Here is a 15522-nt window from a genome sequence, read left to right as displayed (position 1 = left end):
TATAATTTGTGTTTATTTTCCTTCTGGGAAAGCGAATAATGAAGCTTCTACTTCTGGATTGAGATCAAACTCCTTAAAATCCATACTTTGGAATTGACTACTTTGTGAGAAAGGAAAGTATAATCCTTCTACTTCCTGATAATCGCTAATAGACATTTTTATTTTCTGACCTTTCATAGGACCTTCCTGAATCTCTTCTTCAATTATAATAGGTACAAAATTTTCGGTATCGAAATAGTAGTGAGAAATATTAGGTTGTGATTGACCATTAACCGTAATTGGATCTTTGGTTACCTTTATTTTAAAAGTTTCTGTTCCATCCACAGTTTCTTTACCGATAAGTTCTATTGCATATCCTTTTTCCTTATAATTTAAAAATGGAGAAGGCCAATCTTTGGTTTGCTTCTTCATATTTTCTGTAGCTTCATTGTCACTCTTTTCAGCTTCCATAGTTTGCTGATTTCTAGACCATGAGATTTTTCCGTCATATGCAGCCCAGATCATTTTGTTTCCTTGTAGTTCGATCGTAGTAGACTGGCGTCCGTCTTTCATCATAACCTGTTCAAAAGGAATTTCCATCCCTTGCATTTTCATTACTCCTTTCATAGTAATGCCTTCTAGTTTTTCCCAATTTTCTTTTCCTCCTGTGTTTTCGAAGTAATTGTTAACTATTTCATCTGCAGTTTGTGCGTAAAATGATGTTGAAATAGCTAATACAAGAGCTACTGTAATAGATTTTAAAGCATTCATTAGTTGTGATTTTATGATGTTGTTGTAACAATTAGTCAATCGTGTCATATTTTTGTTACACTTTTTTAGATATTTTTATAGTAATAAGATCAAAGTAATTGTTAGTCATCTTATTTTTTTGATTAATTTTCATCATATAAATATAAAACACCAACTGCATGAAATTTGGCAAAGTAGAACATCCTGATAACATAGATTTTAGCTTACCAGATGATCATAAGGATACGGCAAGAGTACTACATACTACAGCAAAAGGAAGTTTATCTACTTATGTTGGTTGTGCTAAATGGAACAGGCAGGACTTAAAAGGGTTTTATCCAAGAGGAACAAAAGATGAACTAGAGTATTATTCTAGACAGTTTAATAGTATTGAATTGAATGCTACATTTTATAGGATTTTTCCTGAAGATCAATTTAAAAAATGGTATGATAAAACTCCGGAAGGGTTTAAATTTTTCCCAAAATTAGTGCAGAATATTTCTCATCTAAAAAGGTTAAATGAAGATGTAGAACCTTATGTTGATGCATACTTAGCTAATGTAATTCATCTAAAAGAAAAATTAGGAACCATTTTTTTGCAGATGCATGGTAATTTTGCTCCTAAAAATTTTGACAGAGTGATTCGGTTTATAGAAAAATGGCCTAAAGAAATACGTCTGGCTGTAGAATTTAGACATACAGATTGGTTTAATGATGTAACAGTAGCCGATGAATTATATAGCCTTCTCGAAAGTAATAATATATCAAATATCATAACAGATACTGCAGGTAGAAGAGATTTACTTCATATGCGTTTAACTAATGACGAAGCTTTTGTGAGATATGTTGGAGCAAATCACAAAACAGATTATACGAGGCTTGATGATTGGGCAAAACGACTTTCTACCTGGAAAGATAAAGGGATTAATCATATACATTTTTTTGTACATCAAAATTTGGAAGTAGAATCCCCTTTGCTTTCTAAGTACTTCATTAAAGAATTAAATGATCATTTAGGAATACAATTAGGTTTGCCTAATAATCATTTATCTAATGACCTCAAATTATTTTAATGTCGAACCCTAGAGCCATCCAGTAGATTTTACTTATAATTTAATGGTATTACCTTCTTTTGTAAATGTTAAAAATTTAGTTTTTTTTGCTTTTTAGCGAACATATGCGTAGTTTGCCGATGAATTTAAAATTAATGTTGTAGGAAAATACTTAACATTGTTATTTTGGATTTATTTAGAATTACTCATGGTCCCTTAAATATCAACTGTATGAATAAACTTTTACGCTATCCTCTTATACTTGTTTTTTTGTTAATTGCTAATCTAGCTAATTCTCAATCTAGTACTACTATCAATCATTCTAATCACGAACAGGAAAATATATTTTCTTTTCTTACCGATCAACCTATTTTAATCCAAAATCAAGCATTTGCTAAAAAGAAGCTTTTTTCTTACGATTTTAATATTGTTGAGACCGAAAACCACCATGCAGATCATGATCATGCTAATGAATTAGTTTTGTTAGACATCTTATTCTCTGATGAAGGGTCTGATTTTAACTGCTCTGGTGGATTTTGTATGAATAAATCTCATTTTCATAAAAAGGGATTAAGTATGAAAAAACAACTCTTTGATTATTTTATGAGTATTGCTTGTTAATAGGATTTAACAATTAAACAGGTTATTTTTTGATTAAGTTGAATTATGAATAGATATTCGATTACTTTTGCAACTTAAATCAGATATATATGACGTTTTTAGAGCTAGGAGTACCCAAAGATCTTAATAAAGGTTTGAAGGAGATGGGAATTACAATTCCTACAAAGATTCAAGAACAGGCAATTCCTGTTTTGATGAATCAGCGAACTGATTTTATTGGGAAAGCTCAAACTGGAACCGGAAAAACTGCGGCTTTTGGAATTCCGTTATTATCCCAGATCAACCCTTCTAAAAAACATGTTCAGGCTTTAGTTTTGGCTCCTACTCGCGAATTGGGTCAGCAGATAGCAAAACAGCTTTTTAAGTTTACCAAGTATACAGATAAGATTTTTACCGAATCGGTATATGGTGGTGAAAAAATTGAAAGACAGCTTTCGAGATTAAAAAGACCTACGCATATCATTGTGGCAACACCCGGCAGACTTATAGATTTAATGAACAGGAAGGCGGTCGATATTTCTGAGATAAAGACATTGGTGATGGATGAGGCCGATGAAATGTTAAGTATGGGGTTTAAGAAGGATCTAACTACAATTTTATCTAAAACCAAAGGAAATAGAAACGTTTGGCTTTTTTCTGCTACAATGCCATCTTCATTAAATGAAATTATAAATTCTTATGTTAGTAAAAGCGCAGTACAAATAAGTATTGATAAAGATGATGCAGTTAATAAAGGAATACAACATCAATTTGTAGTAGGTGATGAGGCTAATAAATTAGATACGCTTGCGTATTTTCTGAAAACGCAAAAAGGGGGTAGAGGAATTATTTTTACGAAAACCAAAGCTGCTGCCCGTGTACTTCATAAACAACTAAAAGCCAAAAATTATGAAGTAGGTCTTCTCGAAGGAGAAATGACACAAAAAGATAGAGATAAAGTGATGAGAGCGTTTAGGAAAAAAACGTTACAATTACTGGTGTCTACAGATGTTGCAGCGAGAGGTATTGATGTTGCTAATTTGGCTTTTGTTGTACATTATCAATTACCAGATCAAATAGAATATTATACGCACAGAAGTGGTAGAACAGCCAGAGCAGGAAAAACAGGTCTATCTTTAGCTCTAATAACTAAATCAGAGGTGCAAATCATAAGAGAATTAGAAAAAGAACTTGGGATACGATTTAACCAGATTAGATAATCAAAAACTATAATTTTTGAATCTCTTATAATTCTTTCTGCAATTATGTTGTTTGTGATGTACCTATTTTTGATATGACCGATAAAAGTTGATCAAAATTTACAGGTTTAGAGAAATAATTATCAAACCCAATATTAATAAAACGTTGCTCATCACCTGGCATGGCATAAGCAGTTACTGCAAAAACAGGAATGTTTTTGAGAATATCTAGTTTGCGAAATCTTTGAAGTAATTCGCAGCCATCCATTTGATTAAGGCCCAGATTAATATCAACCAGAATAAGATCCAGAGCCTCTTCTTTCACAACTTTAAGAGCTTGTGAACCATTTTCTGCAATAATAACATTAGAATCATTTCTGGATAACATTTTATCCATTACCATTGCATTTATTTTATTATCTTCTACGTAGAGAACATTCATAGGCATTTTGGAATTATAATATTAAATTCGGTACCCTTACCTATTGTACTTTTAACTTCTATTTTCCCTTCCAGGATTTCAATATATCGCTTCGATAAGCTTAGTCCGATACCGGTTCCTTCATATTTACGACTCATACCAATACTTTCTTGCATAAAAGGATCAAAAATTTTCTTAAGATTTTCGTTATCTATTCCAATACCAGTATCAGTTATTGAAATATAAACATTATTTTTTGAATTTTGAGAATTAACTTTAATAATTATACTTCCTTTATTAGTGTATTTAATAGCGTTATGGATAATATTATTTATCGCAGCTCTAAATAAATCTTTATCAATGTTAACCTGTGGACTGGTTTGATCAAGTTCTAATTGATAAGCTAGTTCCTTTGCTTCGGCCATATGTTTATACTCTCTATACGAAGTTTCTATGGTATAGTTAATATCTAATTTTTGTACGTTTATATTCTTTTTTATAGCTTCAATTTCGCTAAAATTAGATAAGTTATTGATGGTATCCAGCAGCCTGTTTTTACTTTCTTCGAGATACTCCAGGAGTTTTTCTCTTTCGTCAGGTTTTTCCTCATCTAATAAGAGTTTGCTAACTGTCATTATACCATTTAGTGGAGTTCTTATTTCATGGCTAAAATTGGATAATATATTTGATTTAAGACTATTTAACTCCTGTTCTTTAATATGTGATTCTTTAATTGCTATTTCTGCTAGTTTTCGTTCTGTAATATCCAGAAAACTAACAAGAACAGAATTTACTTTCTTTTCTTGATCAAAAACGGGAGTATATTTGGCTTCGAGCCATTGTAAATCACCCTTATGAGTAATACGCTCTATTTCTTTTTTTACAATATTTCCTTTTAGGGCTTCATTAAATTCATGAGCAAAAGAATTTTTAAAATTAAGAGGCATAACATCTATAAAGCGACAAGATACCTGATTTGGATTTACATTAAAATCTCTTTTTATAATTTTTACAGATTTCTCATCAGTCATTAGAATTACCCCTTTGGTATCTAACAAAATTGTATACGCAAACCCATTATTAACAATTGCCTGTAATCGGTTTTTACTTTCTACAATAGTTCTTTCATTAATCTTTTTTTGATGAACATCGATCAAATTACCAATCATTCGGGTTATTTCTCCCTTTGCGTTTTTTCTTTTGAAACCATACACCTCATAATGTCGATATCCTTCATTAATATGTTTGAGCCGATAGTAATTATAATAGTAATTACCTTCTTGATTAAAGTTATCTTGTCTCCTCTTAAGCATTTTTTCTACATCATCTGGATGTATCATTTTTCTAAACTCTTCTTCTGCTACAAAATCCTGATCTAGCGGTAACCCCAACATTTTTTTAAAATCCGAACTGTAAAAAACTTCATTGTTTTTTACATGATAATCAAATAACCCAGATTGTATTCCTTTTAAAGCTAAATGTTTAGTTTCTTCACTGTATTTCAATTTTTCGATGTAATTGTGCCGATCTGTAACATCTGTGATAGTTCCGTTTACATATACAACTTCATCTTTATAGATAACAGGTTGTCCTATAACTTTAATCCATTTTTCATTTCCTTTTTCGGTAATAATTTTTTCTGTATACTCATAAGTTTCCTTGTCTTTGATAAGGTTATCGAGGAAACTTTTTATTCTCACTCTGGCATCTTCAGGATAAAAACTAATTTCTTTTTCTCTAGTTATAGAAGTGCAGGGACTTAACTCGTTTATGAAGTAACATCCATCTGACCAATACATTTCGTTATTCTTGGGATTAAAATACCAGGCGCCTGTTTTGGCTAGTTTTGAAATGGTTAATAAAGCTCTATGTTCTTTGTATTCTTCTGTAGTATCTATTCCTGTTGCATAAATTAAATCATTATGTAGTTTGAAATCAAATTTTATTGAGACTACTCCTTGATTTTCTGTAGGAAAGTTTAAAGATACGTTGATAAGCGGACTGCTATGAGATAAACCAGATGTCGAACTTAAAAATACAGATACATCTTTATCGATTATAAAATCGGTAATGAATTTTCCTTCAATTTTATTTTTATCAAGAGGAAATAATAGCTCGCATCTATTATTGAAAGAAATTATTTCTCCATCTTTTTTTAGAACAAAAAGAAATAGCAATGTTTTTTCTGATGAAATTCCAAATTTTTGTAAAGTTAAAGACATACGTACTGGTTAATTCTACTTAAAGTTACAAAATGATTTGTAATTCTCTGTTTGGAATTGGCTTCAAAAAAATAATTTTCCCTGTATTATAGTTGAGATTTCCCAAACTTTGCTCGTAGTGTTTCTCTATAAAATACAGGAATAATTACAGATATTTCTGATAATGTGAATGTTAATGTTTTTGTAACTCATAAGAGCGATACCGATATTTTAAAGTCTATTAAACGAAAATATTAAAACCTTAACCTTACAAAATAAAGAAAAGCCTTCTAAAATTAGCGTTAGAAGGCTTAATATAAATAGTAAATACTACCTAACTCCAAAAAACAACCGACTTATTTTTAAATGGATTGAGGTAGAATTACTATAACTTTCCAGATGTATATATGATAGAACCCGTATACATCCAGAAAGGGAAACATAAAAAGGTTTTTCATAAAAATATCAGAAGTGTTATAACTGTTCATTCTCTGGTTATTATAAATTAAGTATTGTAAATAATGAGATTGTTGATATAATAAACCATGTCGATATTCCTAGAACTGCAGGTTTCCACCCAACAGCTTTTATTTTAGAAATAGATAAGTTCATTCCTACCAGAAAGAGAACTACTACAAATATTGATTTTGAAATTGTATATATCGAATTTGTAATTGTACTAGAGATTGCCGAATAACTATTTATGATAATTGCCAAAACAAAGATTAGTATAAACCAGGGTATTTTTTTTGAATGGAATTCACCCTTAAATAGCAGAGAAGAAAAAATAGCTACAGGGACTATCCACAACGTCTTAACCAACTTAATGATTGTAGCTATTTTTAAGGCTTCTTCTCCGTAGACTTGCGCAGCCCCAACCACTGAACTGGTATCATGAATGGCAATAGCGCTCCATAAACCAAACTGATATTCGGATAAATTAAATAAGTGCCCTAGAGCTGGGAAAACTAATAATGCTATTGCATTAAGAATAAAAACTATACTTAAAGCAATAGAAATACCTTCTTTTGGGGCATTTATGGTAGATGCTATTGCTGCAATTGCACTCCCACCGCAGATAGCGGTTCCCGAAGAAATTAAATGCGCTGTTTTTTGTTCGACCTTAAAGGTCTTTCCTAATAAAATCCCAATACATAAGGCAAAAATTACAAAAAACATGATATACATAAAACCATTTTGCCCAATAGCCCATGTTTTCTGGATATCGAGGTTAAAACCGATTCCGATAATAGCGAGTTGAAGTAAAAAACTAATGGCTTTGTTATTAAATACAAGAAATCGATTCCCGAATATATTAGTAAATATAACACCTAATAATAATGCTACAGAACTATTTATTATTGAGCATAAGCATGCTACTATAATTAGAAAAAATATAATTATTCCGGTAAGTCGAGTAACCTTTTCTTTCTTCAAAATATTCATCTACGTCTTTTTAATACTGAATCGTAGATACAAATTTGAGTGTTTTTACAGCATGAATTTCATTACAATTTGTAATCTCTTATTCCATTAGGTTATAATGAGCAGCAAAGAAGTGTTTTGTTTTTTCTACAGTATTCGAATATTCTCCATGTAAATTCACCATATGAAAAACACGCTTGATGGTAAAAGAAGTAATATCAATGATTTTTAGCTTATTAGCCATTAACTCATCTGTAATACAATGAATAGATAGAAAAGAGTAGGAGCCCGAGTGCGTTAAATATGTTTTGATACTTTCGGTACTTCCTAAGGTCATCTCAATTGCTAATTGACTAATATCTACATTTGCATTTTGCAAAGCATCTTTTATAATGTTTCTGGTGCCAGAACCTTTTTCTCGTAATATTAATGGTAATTTTTTTAATTCTTTTAGCGTAATTTCTTGCTTTTTTAATGTAGTATTATCAGCGCTGGTGACCAAAACAATTTCGTCTAAAACAAATGTCTCGTAATGTAATAACGGATTAGAAGTATTTCCTTCGGTAAAACCAATATCTACTTGTTTATTGATAATTGATGATTCTATCTGTTCAGAATTATTATTCAGAAGCGTGATGTTGGTAGTACTATATTTTGCTTTAAATTTTGATAATATTTTAGGTAAAATGTATTGAGAAATCGTAGTACTTGCTCCTATAGTGATCTTATCTGGGAATTTGCTATTTAAAGCTAGAAAATCATCTTCTAGCTGATTATATAAACTCAATATTTTATTGGCATATTGTAATAATAATTTTCCTTCGGGAGTTAAACTTATTTTGTTACCATGTCTGTTAAACAAGGCTTTGCCAAAATGTTTTTCTAATTCATTTATATGTTTTGTTATTGCTGGTTGTGTGATGAAAAGCATTTTGGCAGCTTTGGTAAAACTTAGAAAATCAGCAACTTTTTTAAAAACTTTTAATCTGTAAATCATTAGACTATACTTAGGTGATTTGCCTTTCAATAAAAAGAGACGTATTGAAAAAGTAATTTTTGATATATTAATCTCTTTCTTAGCAGTATTAATTATAACGTTTTACTTTGTATATTCCCTACCAGGTATGCAATCTACCTTCGAAGTAGTGAAAATACATTAAAAAAAACCGTAAAAAAAAATGCACTTTACGGTTTTTAAGATTAGTTAAATATTTAAATAACTGAAAGTTAGTTTTCTAGAATTTACCAGACCAGAATTTTGATGAAGCATCAGCATCGTGAGGACCATTACCTTTGGTATCTCTTTGTATTTTATGAGACCTACGTATATCACGATATTTAGTTCTTCGCGTCCATCCACTTTCGATAGTCCGGGTAATTTTAGTTTTCCATTTTTTAAAACTTCTTACCTGTAGTTTATGTTGCCATCTACCATCGCATGCTTTGGTTAATGCTTCCATATGTCGTCTTTTATGACCTCCGTCGTTTACTCCAAAACTAGAAGCTTTGTTCCAACTACATTTTCTATAGGGGCCACCAGAATTACCTGATAAAGAATAGCAATTTAGAAAACAACTACTTTTTGTTTCGTCTGTGTTTTCTTTAGTTTCTATTTCAAAAGAAACAGATTTCATATCTATCGATACTATTTTACCTGCATTGTTAGTAATTTTTCTTCCAGAGATTAACTTTTGGGCTCCTTTACCATGATCTTCGATTAACCTAGAAGGAATTTCAGCATTTTTCGGAGCTATTTTTAGATATAATTCCAAAAAAGATTCGTTATCATCCATTTTAATTAGGGGATTTTCTGAACGAGTATATTCATCGATACCAATGCCTTTTTCTCCTTTAACTGCAAAAAAATCTAATTCTGTTCCGTTAGAAATTAAAATCTTAGCTAGAGAATATGTAGCATCTTCGTCGATAGATTCAGTACTTTGTTCATCACTATCTTCATGCTGACAAGCAAAAAAAATAAAAATAGATACAAGAATACATACGGGGGCTGTCCATGATTTTGACTTTCTTTTTAAAAATGATTTTTTCATAATTGATGTGTGAGTTTTAAGTTTGAAATCCAAATGTATAGATCTCGTATGTAAAAAGGTTATTGTAATTTGTTATGGGGTATTATGTTATGTTATAACTCATTATAAATTTGATGAAGTATCAGTAATTGGTTGGTTTTTAAAATTACAGATATCAACTTGTAATGTGTTATTATCAAAAAATGGATTATCGATATCATTAATCTCCAAAACCAGAATATTTGTATAAACTTATGTCCTTATTTATATCTATATAAAACACAATGGCTAACAGAACGATTATACTATTTGTAGGGTTATGTATGATGTGTATATCTTGCTCATCTACTCATATTACACAAGAATCAGGTATCAGAACTTCTGATCAACAAGATGGTAGTAATGATATGTCGCGCGAAGAATATGATCTTTTGTTTGTGGGTAACAGCTTAACCTATAGCAATAATTTACCCAGATTAGTAACACAAGAAGCAAAAAGAAAGGGGATTATGGTTACGACTACCATGCTGGCTAAGCCTAATTATGCTATCGTAGATCATTGGGCAGATAAAGAAGTTCAACGTCTGATTAAAACAAAGAAATATGACTTTGTGATTGTACAGCAAGGGCCTTCGTCCCAGGCAGATGGGAGAGCAATGCTTCTTAACTCTGGAAAAGAGTATAGTAACTTATGTAACGCAAATGGCTCAAAATTGGCTTATTTTATGGTGTGGCCATCGAGAATATACTATCATACTTTTGATGGTGTAATTAAAAACTATACAGATGCAGCAATCAAAAATAAGGCGATACTATGTCCTGTAGGAAAAGTCTGGAAACAACATTTTGATAACACTAACGATTTTTTATATTACAGTCCAGATCAATTTCATCCTTCTTTATCTGGTAGTAGGGCGGCAGCCAAAGTGATTGTAGAGTCACTGTTTTTGAAGTAGTTATTTATATTGTAAAATGTTAAGAGCGCTTAACCTATTCAAAAATTCTTGGTATTTTTATACAATTGATCACTCCAGAATTTTCATTATTTCTAATTTCAAATGAATAATTACTTTGATACAAGGTGTCTATTCGCTCTAAAACATTACTGATACCATTACCAAAAACAACTTTTTCTTGTCGTAATTGTGCTCCATTATTAGTTATTTCGAAAACAATATCATCATGTAGAATAAAAACCTTTACACCAATTACAATTGTATCATGGGTATATGAAAAACCATGTTTTATAGAGTTTTCTACAATAGGTTGTAAGATAAGTGGAGGTACTTTTTCTAGTAATATACAATCAGCAATATCAATTTTAAAATTTAATTTTTCTCCAAATCGTAGTTTTTCAATATCTAAATACTTATTCAAAATTGATAACTCTTCTTCTAAAGTAATATATTTTACATCTTTGATACTTAGTGTTTTTCTTAGCATTTCACTTAAATCGGCTAATGCATCTTGTGATTTTTCAATATCAATATCCATTAAAGAAGAGATGTCGTTTAAAGCGTTAAATAGAAAATGTGGTTGTAGCTGTGATTGTAAGACTTTAATTTTTGAATCCAGCAATTGCGCTTTTAAATTAGATTCTTTGATTTCCTGATCTTTCTGTTTTTTAAAATAGTAATAAGCATATAGAATGGTGATTAGCGTGAAATAGACAAAAAAATTAAAATTAGAACTATAAGCTAACCTTAATAAAATTACTTTTATATCAATGACATCGGTAAATCCCAGGATATATTTTTCATATCCCAATAGTAGAATCGAACTGTACAATGATAATAAAACTGAAATTAGAGTGTGAATAATGATGCTAATGGGTAGAGAGAATTTGTGCATAATATAAACTCTCGTAAATATGATTGATAGTATAATAAATATGAACTTGGTACCATAATTAAACAAGTAATTCATGATAAGCCCAATCCAGGTAAATGACTTAAGTGAAACTCCGCTTATTTTTTGAAAAAGAGCATTAACAAGACCGAAGAGGCATGCCAAAATATAAAAGAGAACTATAAATCTAAAAAGTTTTTTATCTAACATTTTAAGAATTCTTAATATCAATTTTCTTTAGAAAAGACGCTTTATATGTTTTTGTTAAAGAGAATGATTGTTCATCGTTCATGATAATACTATAATCTCCCATACCTTCTCCTATAATCTCTTTAATTTCTTTCAATCTAATGATAGTTGACCTGTTTATACGAATAAATTCTTTTGGATCTAATTTTTTAATAAAATCACTCATAGAAATACGATATACATGTTTTTGGCCCGAATACGTGAAAATTTCGGCATAGTAGGCAGATGAAACGATATACTTTACATCGCTGGTTTCTACAAAATAATATTTCTTTCCTAGTTTTAAAACAATTCGTTCTAAATAGGTGTTACGCTCCTCTAATATGCTTGTTTCTTCATTTTTTAGAAATTGAATTAAGCTATTCATTTTTGAGGAAAAGATTTCTTTTTCATTTATTTTGATACGATTGATTCCCCTGTGTAAAGCTTCAAAAAATCGTTCTTTTTTAAAAGGCTTTAATAAAAAATCAATTGCTTGCACTTCAAATGCTTTTACAGCAAAACTATCGAAAGCAGTTACAAAAATAATAGTAGGAGTATATTCTGGATGCACTTTTTTTAAGACATCAAAACCAGTCATGTCTGTCATTTGTATATCTAAGAAAACAAGATCGGGCTCTAACTCACGAATATATTGTATAGCTTCCTTACCAGACGATGCCTCAAAAATAGAATCGGTTACTTTGGCTTCAATAATCAATTTTAAAATCCTCTTTCTGGCCAAAGCCTCATCATCAACAATAAGTATTTTCATAATAATGAATCTAGGTAAGTATGTAGTTTTATTAAGCCGTTTATAATTTAAACTTTTAATTCATAGTATCAAATCATTTTTTAAAACACATCGAAGTATAGAAATAACCGTAAGTAAACGAAACATTTACCAAATGGTCAAAAAAATGATATTTATGAGCTATTTCATGATATTTTCATTCAATTTTTCACATAGTAATTTATCATATTTGATGTATAGATTATCATATAAAAGTATAGCGATCATGAAATTTAAAATACTCATATTTTTTCTTCTGGTAACTTTAACAGGGTATACACAAAGCTTAAATGAACTCTATAAAAAGAGTATTGAAGCGTATAAGGATAAAAACTTTGAAGCCTTTGAAAAACTTAATTTAAAAGCTTTAGAGTTACACCCTTCGCAGCCTACTATATTGTTTAATTTGGCGGCTTCTTATACGCTTAATGGTAAGAATGAACAAGCTTTTGAACTTTTGAGTACTTTGCTGAGTTGGAACTCAGAATTAAAATTTGAGGATGAAGATTTTAAATCTCTTTTAGCAGAGAAGAGGTTTGCAAACGATTTAAAGAAAAAAGCTTCCTTTTTTTCAACTCAAAAAGAATCAAGCTCAGTTCTTTTTGAAATATCAAACAAATATCATGTCGAAGATATTGTTGTGGTAGAAGACATGGCTTATCTCACAGATGTAAGAAACGGATTTGTTATTAAATATAATCTAAAAACCAAAAAGTCTGAAGAACTTCTATCTTTAGCAGGTGCTGCTTTTGCAATTATAAAAGGAGTAGATAAGAACTCTATTTGGGTATCATCTTCTATGTTTCCGAATTATAGTAAATATGATAAAGAGCAAAATAACAAATCATTTGTGTATAAGATAAATACCCAAAATGGAAGCGTACTTGCTAAAATAGAAATACCAGAAGAAGCTGTTATTGGAAGTATGGTTTTAGCTAAAAACAATAAAATATATGCAACTAATTCTGTGTCGCCCAAAATATTTGTAATAGATGCCAATAAAGGAGTGCTCGAAAATTCTTTTGAGGTAAAAGAGGCATTTAACTTACAAGGGATAACTCTTGATCATACGCACCAGCATCTATTTATAGCCGATTATATAAAAGGGATTATGAAATTAAGTTTAGCAGATTTTTCTGATAGAATGTGGTATGAATCCAAGTCGTATTTATTAAAAGGTATAGATGGTTTAAATTATATTAATGATACTACATTGGTGGCTATTCAAAATAATTCTAACCCTAAAAAGGTGATACAACTAACTATAGGTGTTAATAAAGTGACTAAAGTCAAAATTTTGGATAATGCATTATCGTATAAAGGAGAGCCTACCAATGGTAAATTTTATAAAGAAATGGGATATCTTTATATTTCAAACAGTCAATGGCCTTTTTATGATAAAAAGAACATCCCATTACTAGATAAATGGGAGCCACAAAGAATTAGAATTTTTAATCCTTTCTAAAATGCTTGAAGAGCAAATTATTAGATATAGAGAAGAACAGTTACCCGAACTCAAGAATATATTTTTTCTAAATGTTCCCGAGTATTTTGCCGAAAAAGAATGGGAAGACCTTACAGGCTACTTAAAGACACATGGTAAAACATATTTTGTTGTAAAGAAAGAGAATAAGGTAATTGGTTGTGGAGGTTATCATAAGAGTGATGATACTACCGCAAGGCTTTCGTGGGATTTTATTCACCCGGATTTTAAAGGTAAAGGGATAGGCAGAAAAATGATTTTGCACTGTTTAGAAGAGATAGAAAAAAACGTAGATATACATAATATTGAAGTTTGGACTTCGCAGCATGCATATCAATTTTATGCGAAATTTGGATTAAAAACATATCATATCGAAGAACATTATTGGGGAAAAGATTTACATCTCTATAAAATGAAAACATGATCGTTTGTAAAATTCCTTTTTTGAGAGATATACGTGAAAATCTTCATAAGATAACCGATCATAATTAACTAAGGTATAAAAATGTCATGATAAAATATTTCGGGAACAATGTAGAGAATTTGTACCGTTACTTATTTTACGAATCGAAATAAAAAGTGTGATATCAAGCTTCTGATCCGATTAATTTTGGAAGGTATTTTAAGGCTTCTTTATCACGACTTTTAAAATAGGTATATGCATGTTCGGGTAACCAATGATTGTCTACAAAATCTATAAATGTGGGAAGCAAATGATTCCTGTATTGTTTCACTTCTATTTCTTTACCATTTGGTAATCGATGAAGATAGGTTTTAAATTCACGGTTATATTGTGGATAATTTTCTTCAAGATGTTTTTCAAAATGAATAGAAACACTAATATCTGGCCGTATTTCTTTACCGTCTAAAGCTTTGTTGGGTAAAATATACCCTTCTTGTTCAAACCGTCCATATAACCTAATAAAAAGTTCGCTTAATATCGAAAAATAGCCAGAAGATATGCGATCCCAATTATCATTAAACCGGATTACAAAATTGGGTATTTCTAATCGCTTTGTAGTATAATACCCTCTAACACGTATTAGCGGTAAAACCTGATTAGTGACCCATTTTCTAAATTTTTTAGCACTGTTTGTGGTACTTTTAAAAATTAAAGAATATAAACCACTTTCAGAAATCAGGTTCGCGTTTTTTTGAGCTCCATTATAAAATATTTCGGTAGCAAAACGTTCTTCTATATCCAGTGTACTCCAAACTTCATCCGGATTTCCTAACTCAAGCACTTTTACTACTTCATCAACAATGAACCAAATTTGATTATTGATTTCTACAGATGTTAGCTGCTGAAAATAATTAGTTCCTTTTTTTACGATTTCAGGTTTCATTATGGTGGTTTTTCAGAAAAATAAAAATAATTGCATATGAATTATCTCACAATGATAATTATCAGATTTTTAAATATTTAAGTGCTATCGCAACACTAGACTTATGAGTAGATTTTAAAGAATGCTCTAATGACATTGGTCATATTAAAAAAGGAGTGTAGTTTCTA

Annotated in this window: 15 protein-coding genes; 6 read left to right on the top strand and 9 right to left on the bottom strand. The window is 30.3% G+C overall.

The window, feature by feature from the left end:
* Positions 1 to 12 precede the first annotated feature (12 nt).
* Complete coding sequence (locus ATO12_RS09660; protein WP_034241514.1) at positions 13 to 750, bottom strand: LolA-like protein; 738 nt, start codon at positions 748 to 750, stop codon at positions 13 to 15.
* 158 nt (positions 751 to 908) lie between these two features.
* Here ATO12_RS09660 and ATO12_RS09655 point away from each other — a divergent pair, with 158 nt between their 5' ends.
* The 3 genes from ATO12_RS09655 to ATO12_RS09645 all read left to right on the top strand — a co-directional run bounded on the left by ATO12_RS09655 (position 909) and on the right by ATO12_RS09645 (position 3601).
* A complete protein-coding gene (locus ATO12_RS09655; RefSeq protein WP_034241513.1) occupies positions 909 to 1802 on the top strand; it encodes a DUF72 domain-containing protein in 894 nt (297 codons plus the stop codon).
* Between the two features lie 210 nt (positions 1803 to 2012).
* On the top strand, positions 2013 to 2402 hold the full coding sequence (locus tag ATO12_RS09650; protein ID WP_034241512.1) for a hypothetical protein: 390 nt from the start codon (positions 2013 to 2015) through the stop codon (positions 2400 to 2402).
* A gap of 89 nt (positions 2403 to 2491) precedes the next feature.
* Positions 2492 to 3601: a DEAD/DEAH box helicase gene (locus ATO12_RS09645; protein ID WP_034241511.1), complete on the top strand. Its 1110-nt coding sequence runs from the start codon at positions 2492 to 2494 to the stop codon at positions 3599 to 3601.
* A 43-nt stretch (positions 3602 to 3644) separates the two neighbouring features.
* Here the strand turns inward: ATO12_RS09645 and ATO12_RS09640 are convergent, their stop codons facing one another.
* The 5 genes from ATO12_RS09640 to ATO12_RS09620 all read right to left on the bottom strand — a co-directional run bounded on the left by ATO12_RS09640 (position 3645) and on the right by ATO12_RS09620 (position 9678).
* On the bottom strand, positions 3645 to 4022 hold the full coding sequence (locus ATO12_RS09640) for a response regulator (protein ID WP_051575720.1): 378 nt from the start codon (positions 4020 to 4022) through the stop codon (positions 3645 to 3647).
* A complete protein-coding gene (locus ATO12_RS09635; RefSeq protein ID WP_034241509.1) occupies positions 4019 to 6223 on the bottom strand; it encodes a PAS domain-containing sensor histidine kinase in 2205 nt (734 codons plus the stop codon). Before ATO12_RS09635 ends, ATO12_RS09640 begins: the two co-directional genes overlap by 4 nt.
* A 477-nt stretch (positions 6224 to 6700) precedes the next feature.
* Positions 6701 to 7648, bottom strand: a complete 948-nt coding sequence (locus ATO12_RS09630; protein WP_051575719.1) for a YeiH family protein — start codon at positions 7646 to 7648, stop codon at positions 6701 to 6703.
* Between the two features lie 79 nt (positions 7649 to 7727).
* On the bottom strand, positions 7728 to 8624 hold the full coding sequence (locus ATO12_RS09625) for a LysR family transcriptional regulator (RefSeq protein ID WP_034241508.1): 897 nt from the start codon (positions 8622 to 8624) through the stop codon (positions 7728 to 7730).
* A gap of 238 nt (positions 8625 to 8862) precedes the next feature.
* Complete coding sequence (locus ATO12_RS09620; RefSeq protein ID WP_034241507.1) at positions 8863 to 9678, bottom strand: hypothetical protein; 816 nt, start codon at positions 9676 to 9678, stop codon at positions 8863 to 8865.
* A gap of 263 nt (positions 9679 to 9941) precedes the next feature.
* Here ATO12_RS09620 and ATO12_RS09615 point away from each other — a divergent pair, with 263 nt between their 5' ends.
* Complete coding sequence (locus ATO12_RS09615; RefSeq protein WP_240486118.1) at positions 9942 to 10613, top strand: SGNH/GDSL hydrolase family protein; 672 nt, start codon at positions 9942 to 9944, stop codon at positions 10611 to 10613.
* A 34-nt stretch (positions 10614 to 10647) separates the two neighbouring features.
* Here ATO12_RS09615 and ATO12_RS09610 read toward each other — a convergent pair whose 3' ends face one another.
* Positions 10648 to 11715 (bottom strand): sensor histidine kinase, encoded by a 1068-nt coding sequence (locus ATO12_RS09610; protein ID WP_081802020.1) that lies wholly within the window; start codon positions 11713 to 11715, stop codon positions 10648 to 10650.
* A gap of 1 nt (position 11716) precedes the next feature.
* Positions 11717 to 12508, bottom strand: coding sequence for a LytR/AlgR family response regulator transcription factor (locus tag ATO12_RS09605; RefSeq protein WP_034241504.1), 792 nt, complete (start codon positions 12506 to 12508; stop codon positions 11717 to 11719).
* Between the two features lie 244 nt (positions 12509 to 12752).
* Between ATO12_RS09605 and ATO12_RS09600 the strand changes: the two genes are divergently transcribed.
* Both ATO12_RS09600 and ATO12_RS09595 read left to right on the top strand, forming a co-directional pair.
* Positions 12753 to 13991: a YncE family protein gene (locus ATO12_RS09600; protein ID WP_034241503.1), complete on the top strand. Its 1239-nt coding sequence runs from the start codon at positions 12753 to 12755 to the stop codon at positions 13989 to 13991.
* 1 nt (position 13992) lies between these two features.
* The gene (locus ATO12_RS09595) at positions 13993 to 14433 is read left to right on the top strand and encodes a GNAT family N-acetyltransferase (protein WP_034241502.1); all 441 of its coding nucleotides are present in this window, start codon (positions 13993 to 13995) and stop codon (positions 14431 to 14433) included.
* A 163-nt stretch (positions 14434 to 14596) separates the two neighbouring features.
* Here ATO12_RS09595 and ATO12_RS09590 read toward each other — a convergent pair whose 3' ends face one another.
* Positions 14597 to 15355: a BRO-N domain-containing protein gene (locus ATO12_RS09590; RefSeq protein WP_051575717.1), complete on the bottom strand. Its 759-nt coding sequence runs from the start codon at positions 15353 to 15355 to the stop codon at positions 14597 to 14599.
* Positions 15356 to 15522: the final 167 nt, after the last annotated feature.

The organism is Aquimarina atlantica (assembly GCF_000626715.1).
Classification (GTDB): Bacteria; Bacteroidota; Bacteroidia; order Flavobacteriales; family Flavobacteriaceae; genus Aquimarina; species Aquimarina atlantica.
The sequence above is the reverse complement of the archived record's forward strand: the minus strand, read 5'-3'. Positions and strand labels throughout refer to the sequence as shown.

Coding starts and splice junctions, on each gene's coding strand:
- ATO12_RS09660 (WP_034241514.1), bottom strand. CDS start 750: ATGAATGCTTTAAAATCTATTACAGTAGCTCTTGTATTAGCTATTTCA.
- ATO12_RS09610 (WP_081802020.1), bottom strand. CDS start 11,715: ATGTTAGATAAAAAACTTTTTAGATTTATAGTTCTCTTTTATATTTTG.
- ATO12_RS09640 (WP_051575720.1), bottom strand. CDS start 4,022: ATGAATGTTCTCTACGTAGAAGATAATAAAATAAATGCAATGGTAATG.
- ATO12_RS09595 (WP_034241502.1), top strand. CDS start 13,993: ATGCTTGAAGAGCAAATTATTAGATATAGAGAAGAACAGTTACCCGAA.
- ATO12_RS09655 (WP_034241513.1), top strand. CDS start 909: ATGAAATTTGGCAAAGTAGAACATCCTGATAACATAGATTTTAGCTTA.
- ATO12_RS09645 (WP_034241511.1), top strand. CDS start 2,492: ATGACGTTTTTAGAGCTAGGAGTACCCAAAGATCTTAATAAAGGTTTG.
- ATO12_RS09605 (WP_034241504.1), bottom strand. CDS start 12,508: ATGAAAATACTTATTGTTGATGATGAGGCTTTGGCCAGAAAGAGGATT.
- ATO12_RS09650 (WP_034241512.1), top strand. CDS start 2,013: ATGAATAAACTTTTACGCTATCCTCTTATACTTGTTTTTTTGTTAATT.
- ATO12_RS09625 (WP_034241508.1), bottom strand. CDS start 8,624: ATGATTTACAGATTAAAAGTTTTTAAAAAAGTTGCTGATTTTCTAAGT.
- ATO12_RS09600 (WP_034241503.1), top strand. CDS start 12,753: ATGAAATTTAAAATACTCATATTTTTTCTTCTGGTAACTTTAACAGGG.
- ATO12_RS09590 (WP_051575717.1), bottom strand. CDS start 15,355: ATGAAACCTGAAATCGTAAAAAAAGGAACTAATTATTTTCAGCAGCTA.
- ATO12_RS09630 (WP_051575719.1), bottom strand. CDS start 7,648: ATGAATATTTTGAAGAAAGAAAAGGTTACTCGACTTACCGGAATAATT.
- ATO12_RS09635 (WP_034241509.1), bottom strand. CDS start 6,223: ATGTCTTTAACTTTACAAAAATTTGGAATTTCATCAGAAAAAACATTG.
- ATO12_RS09620 (WP_034241507.1), bottom strand. CDS start 9,678: ATGAAAAAATCATTTTTAAAAAGAAAGTCAAAATCATGGACAGCCCCC.
- ATO12_RS09615 (WP_240486118.1), top strand. CDS start 9,942: ATGGCTAACAGAACGATTATACTATTTGTAGGGTTATGTATGATGTGT.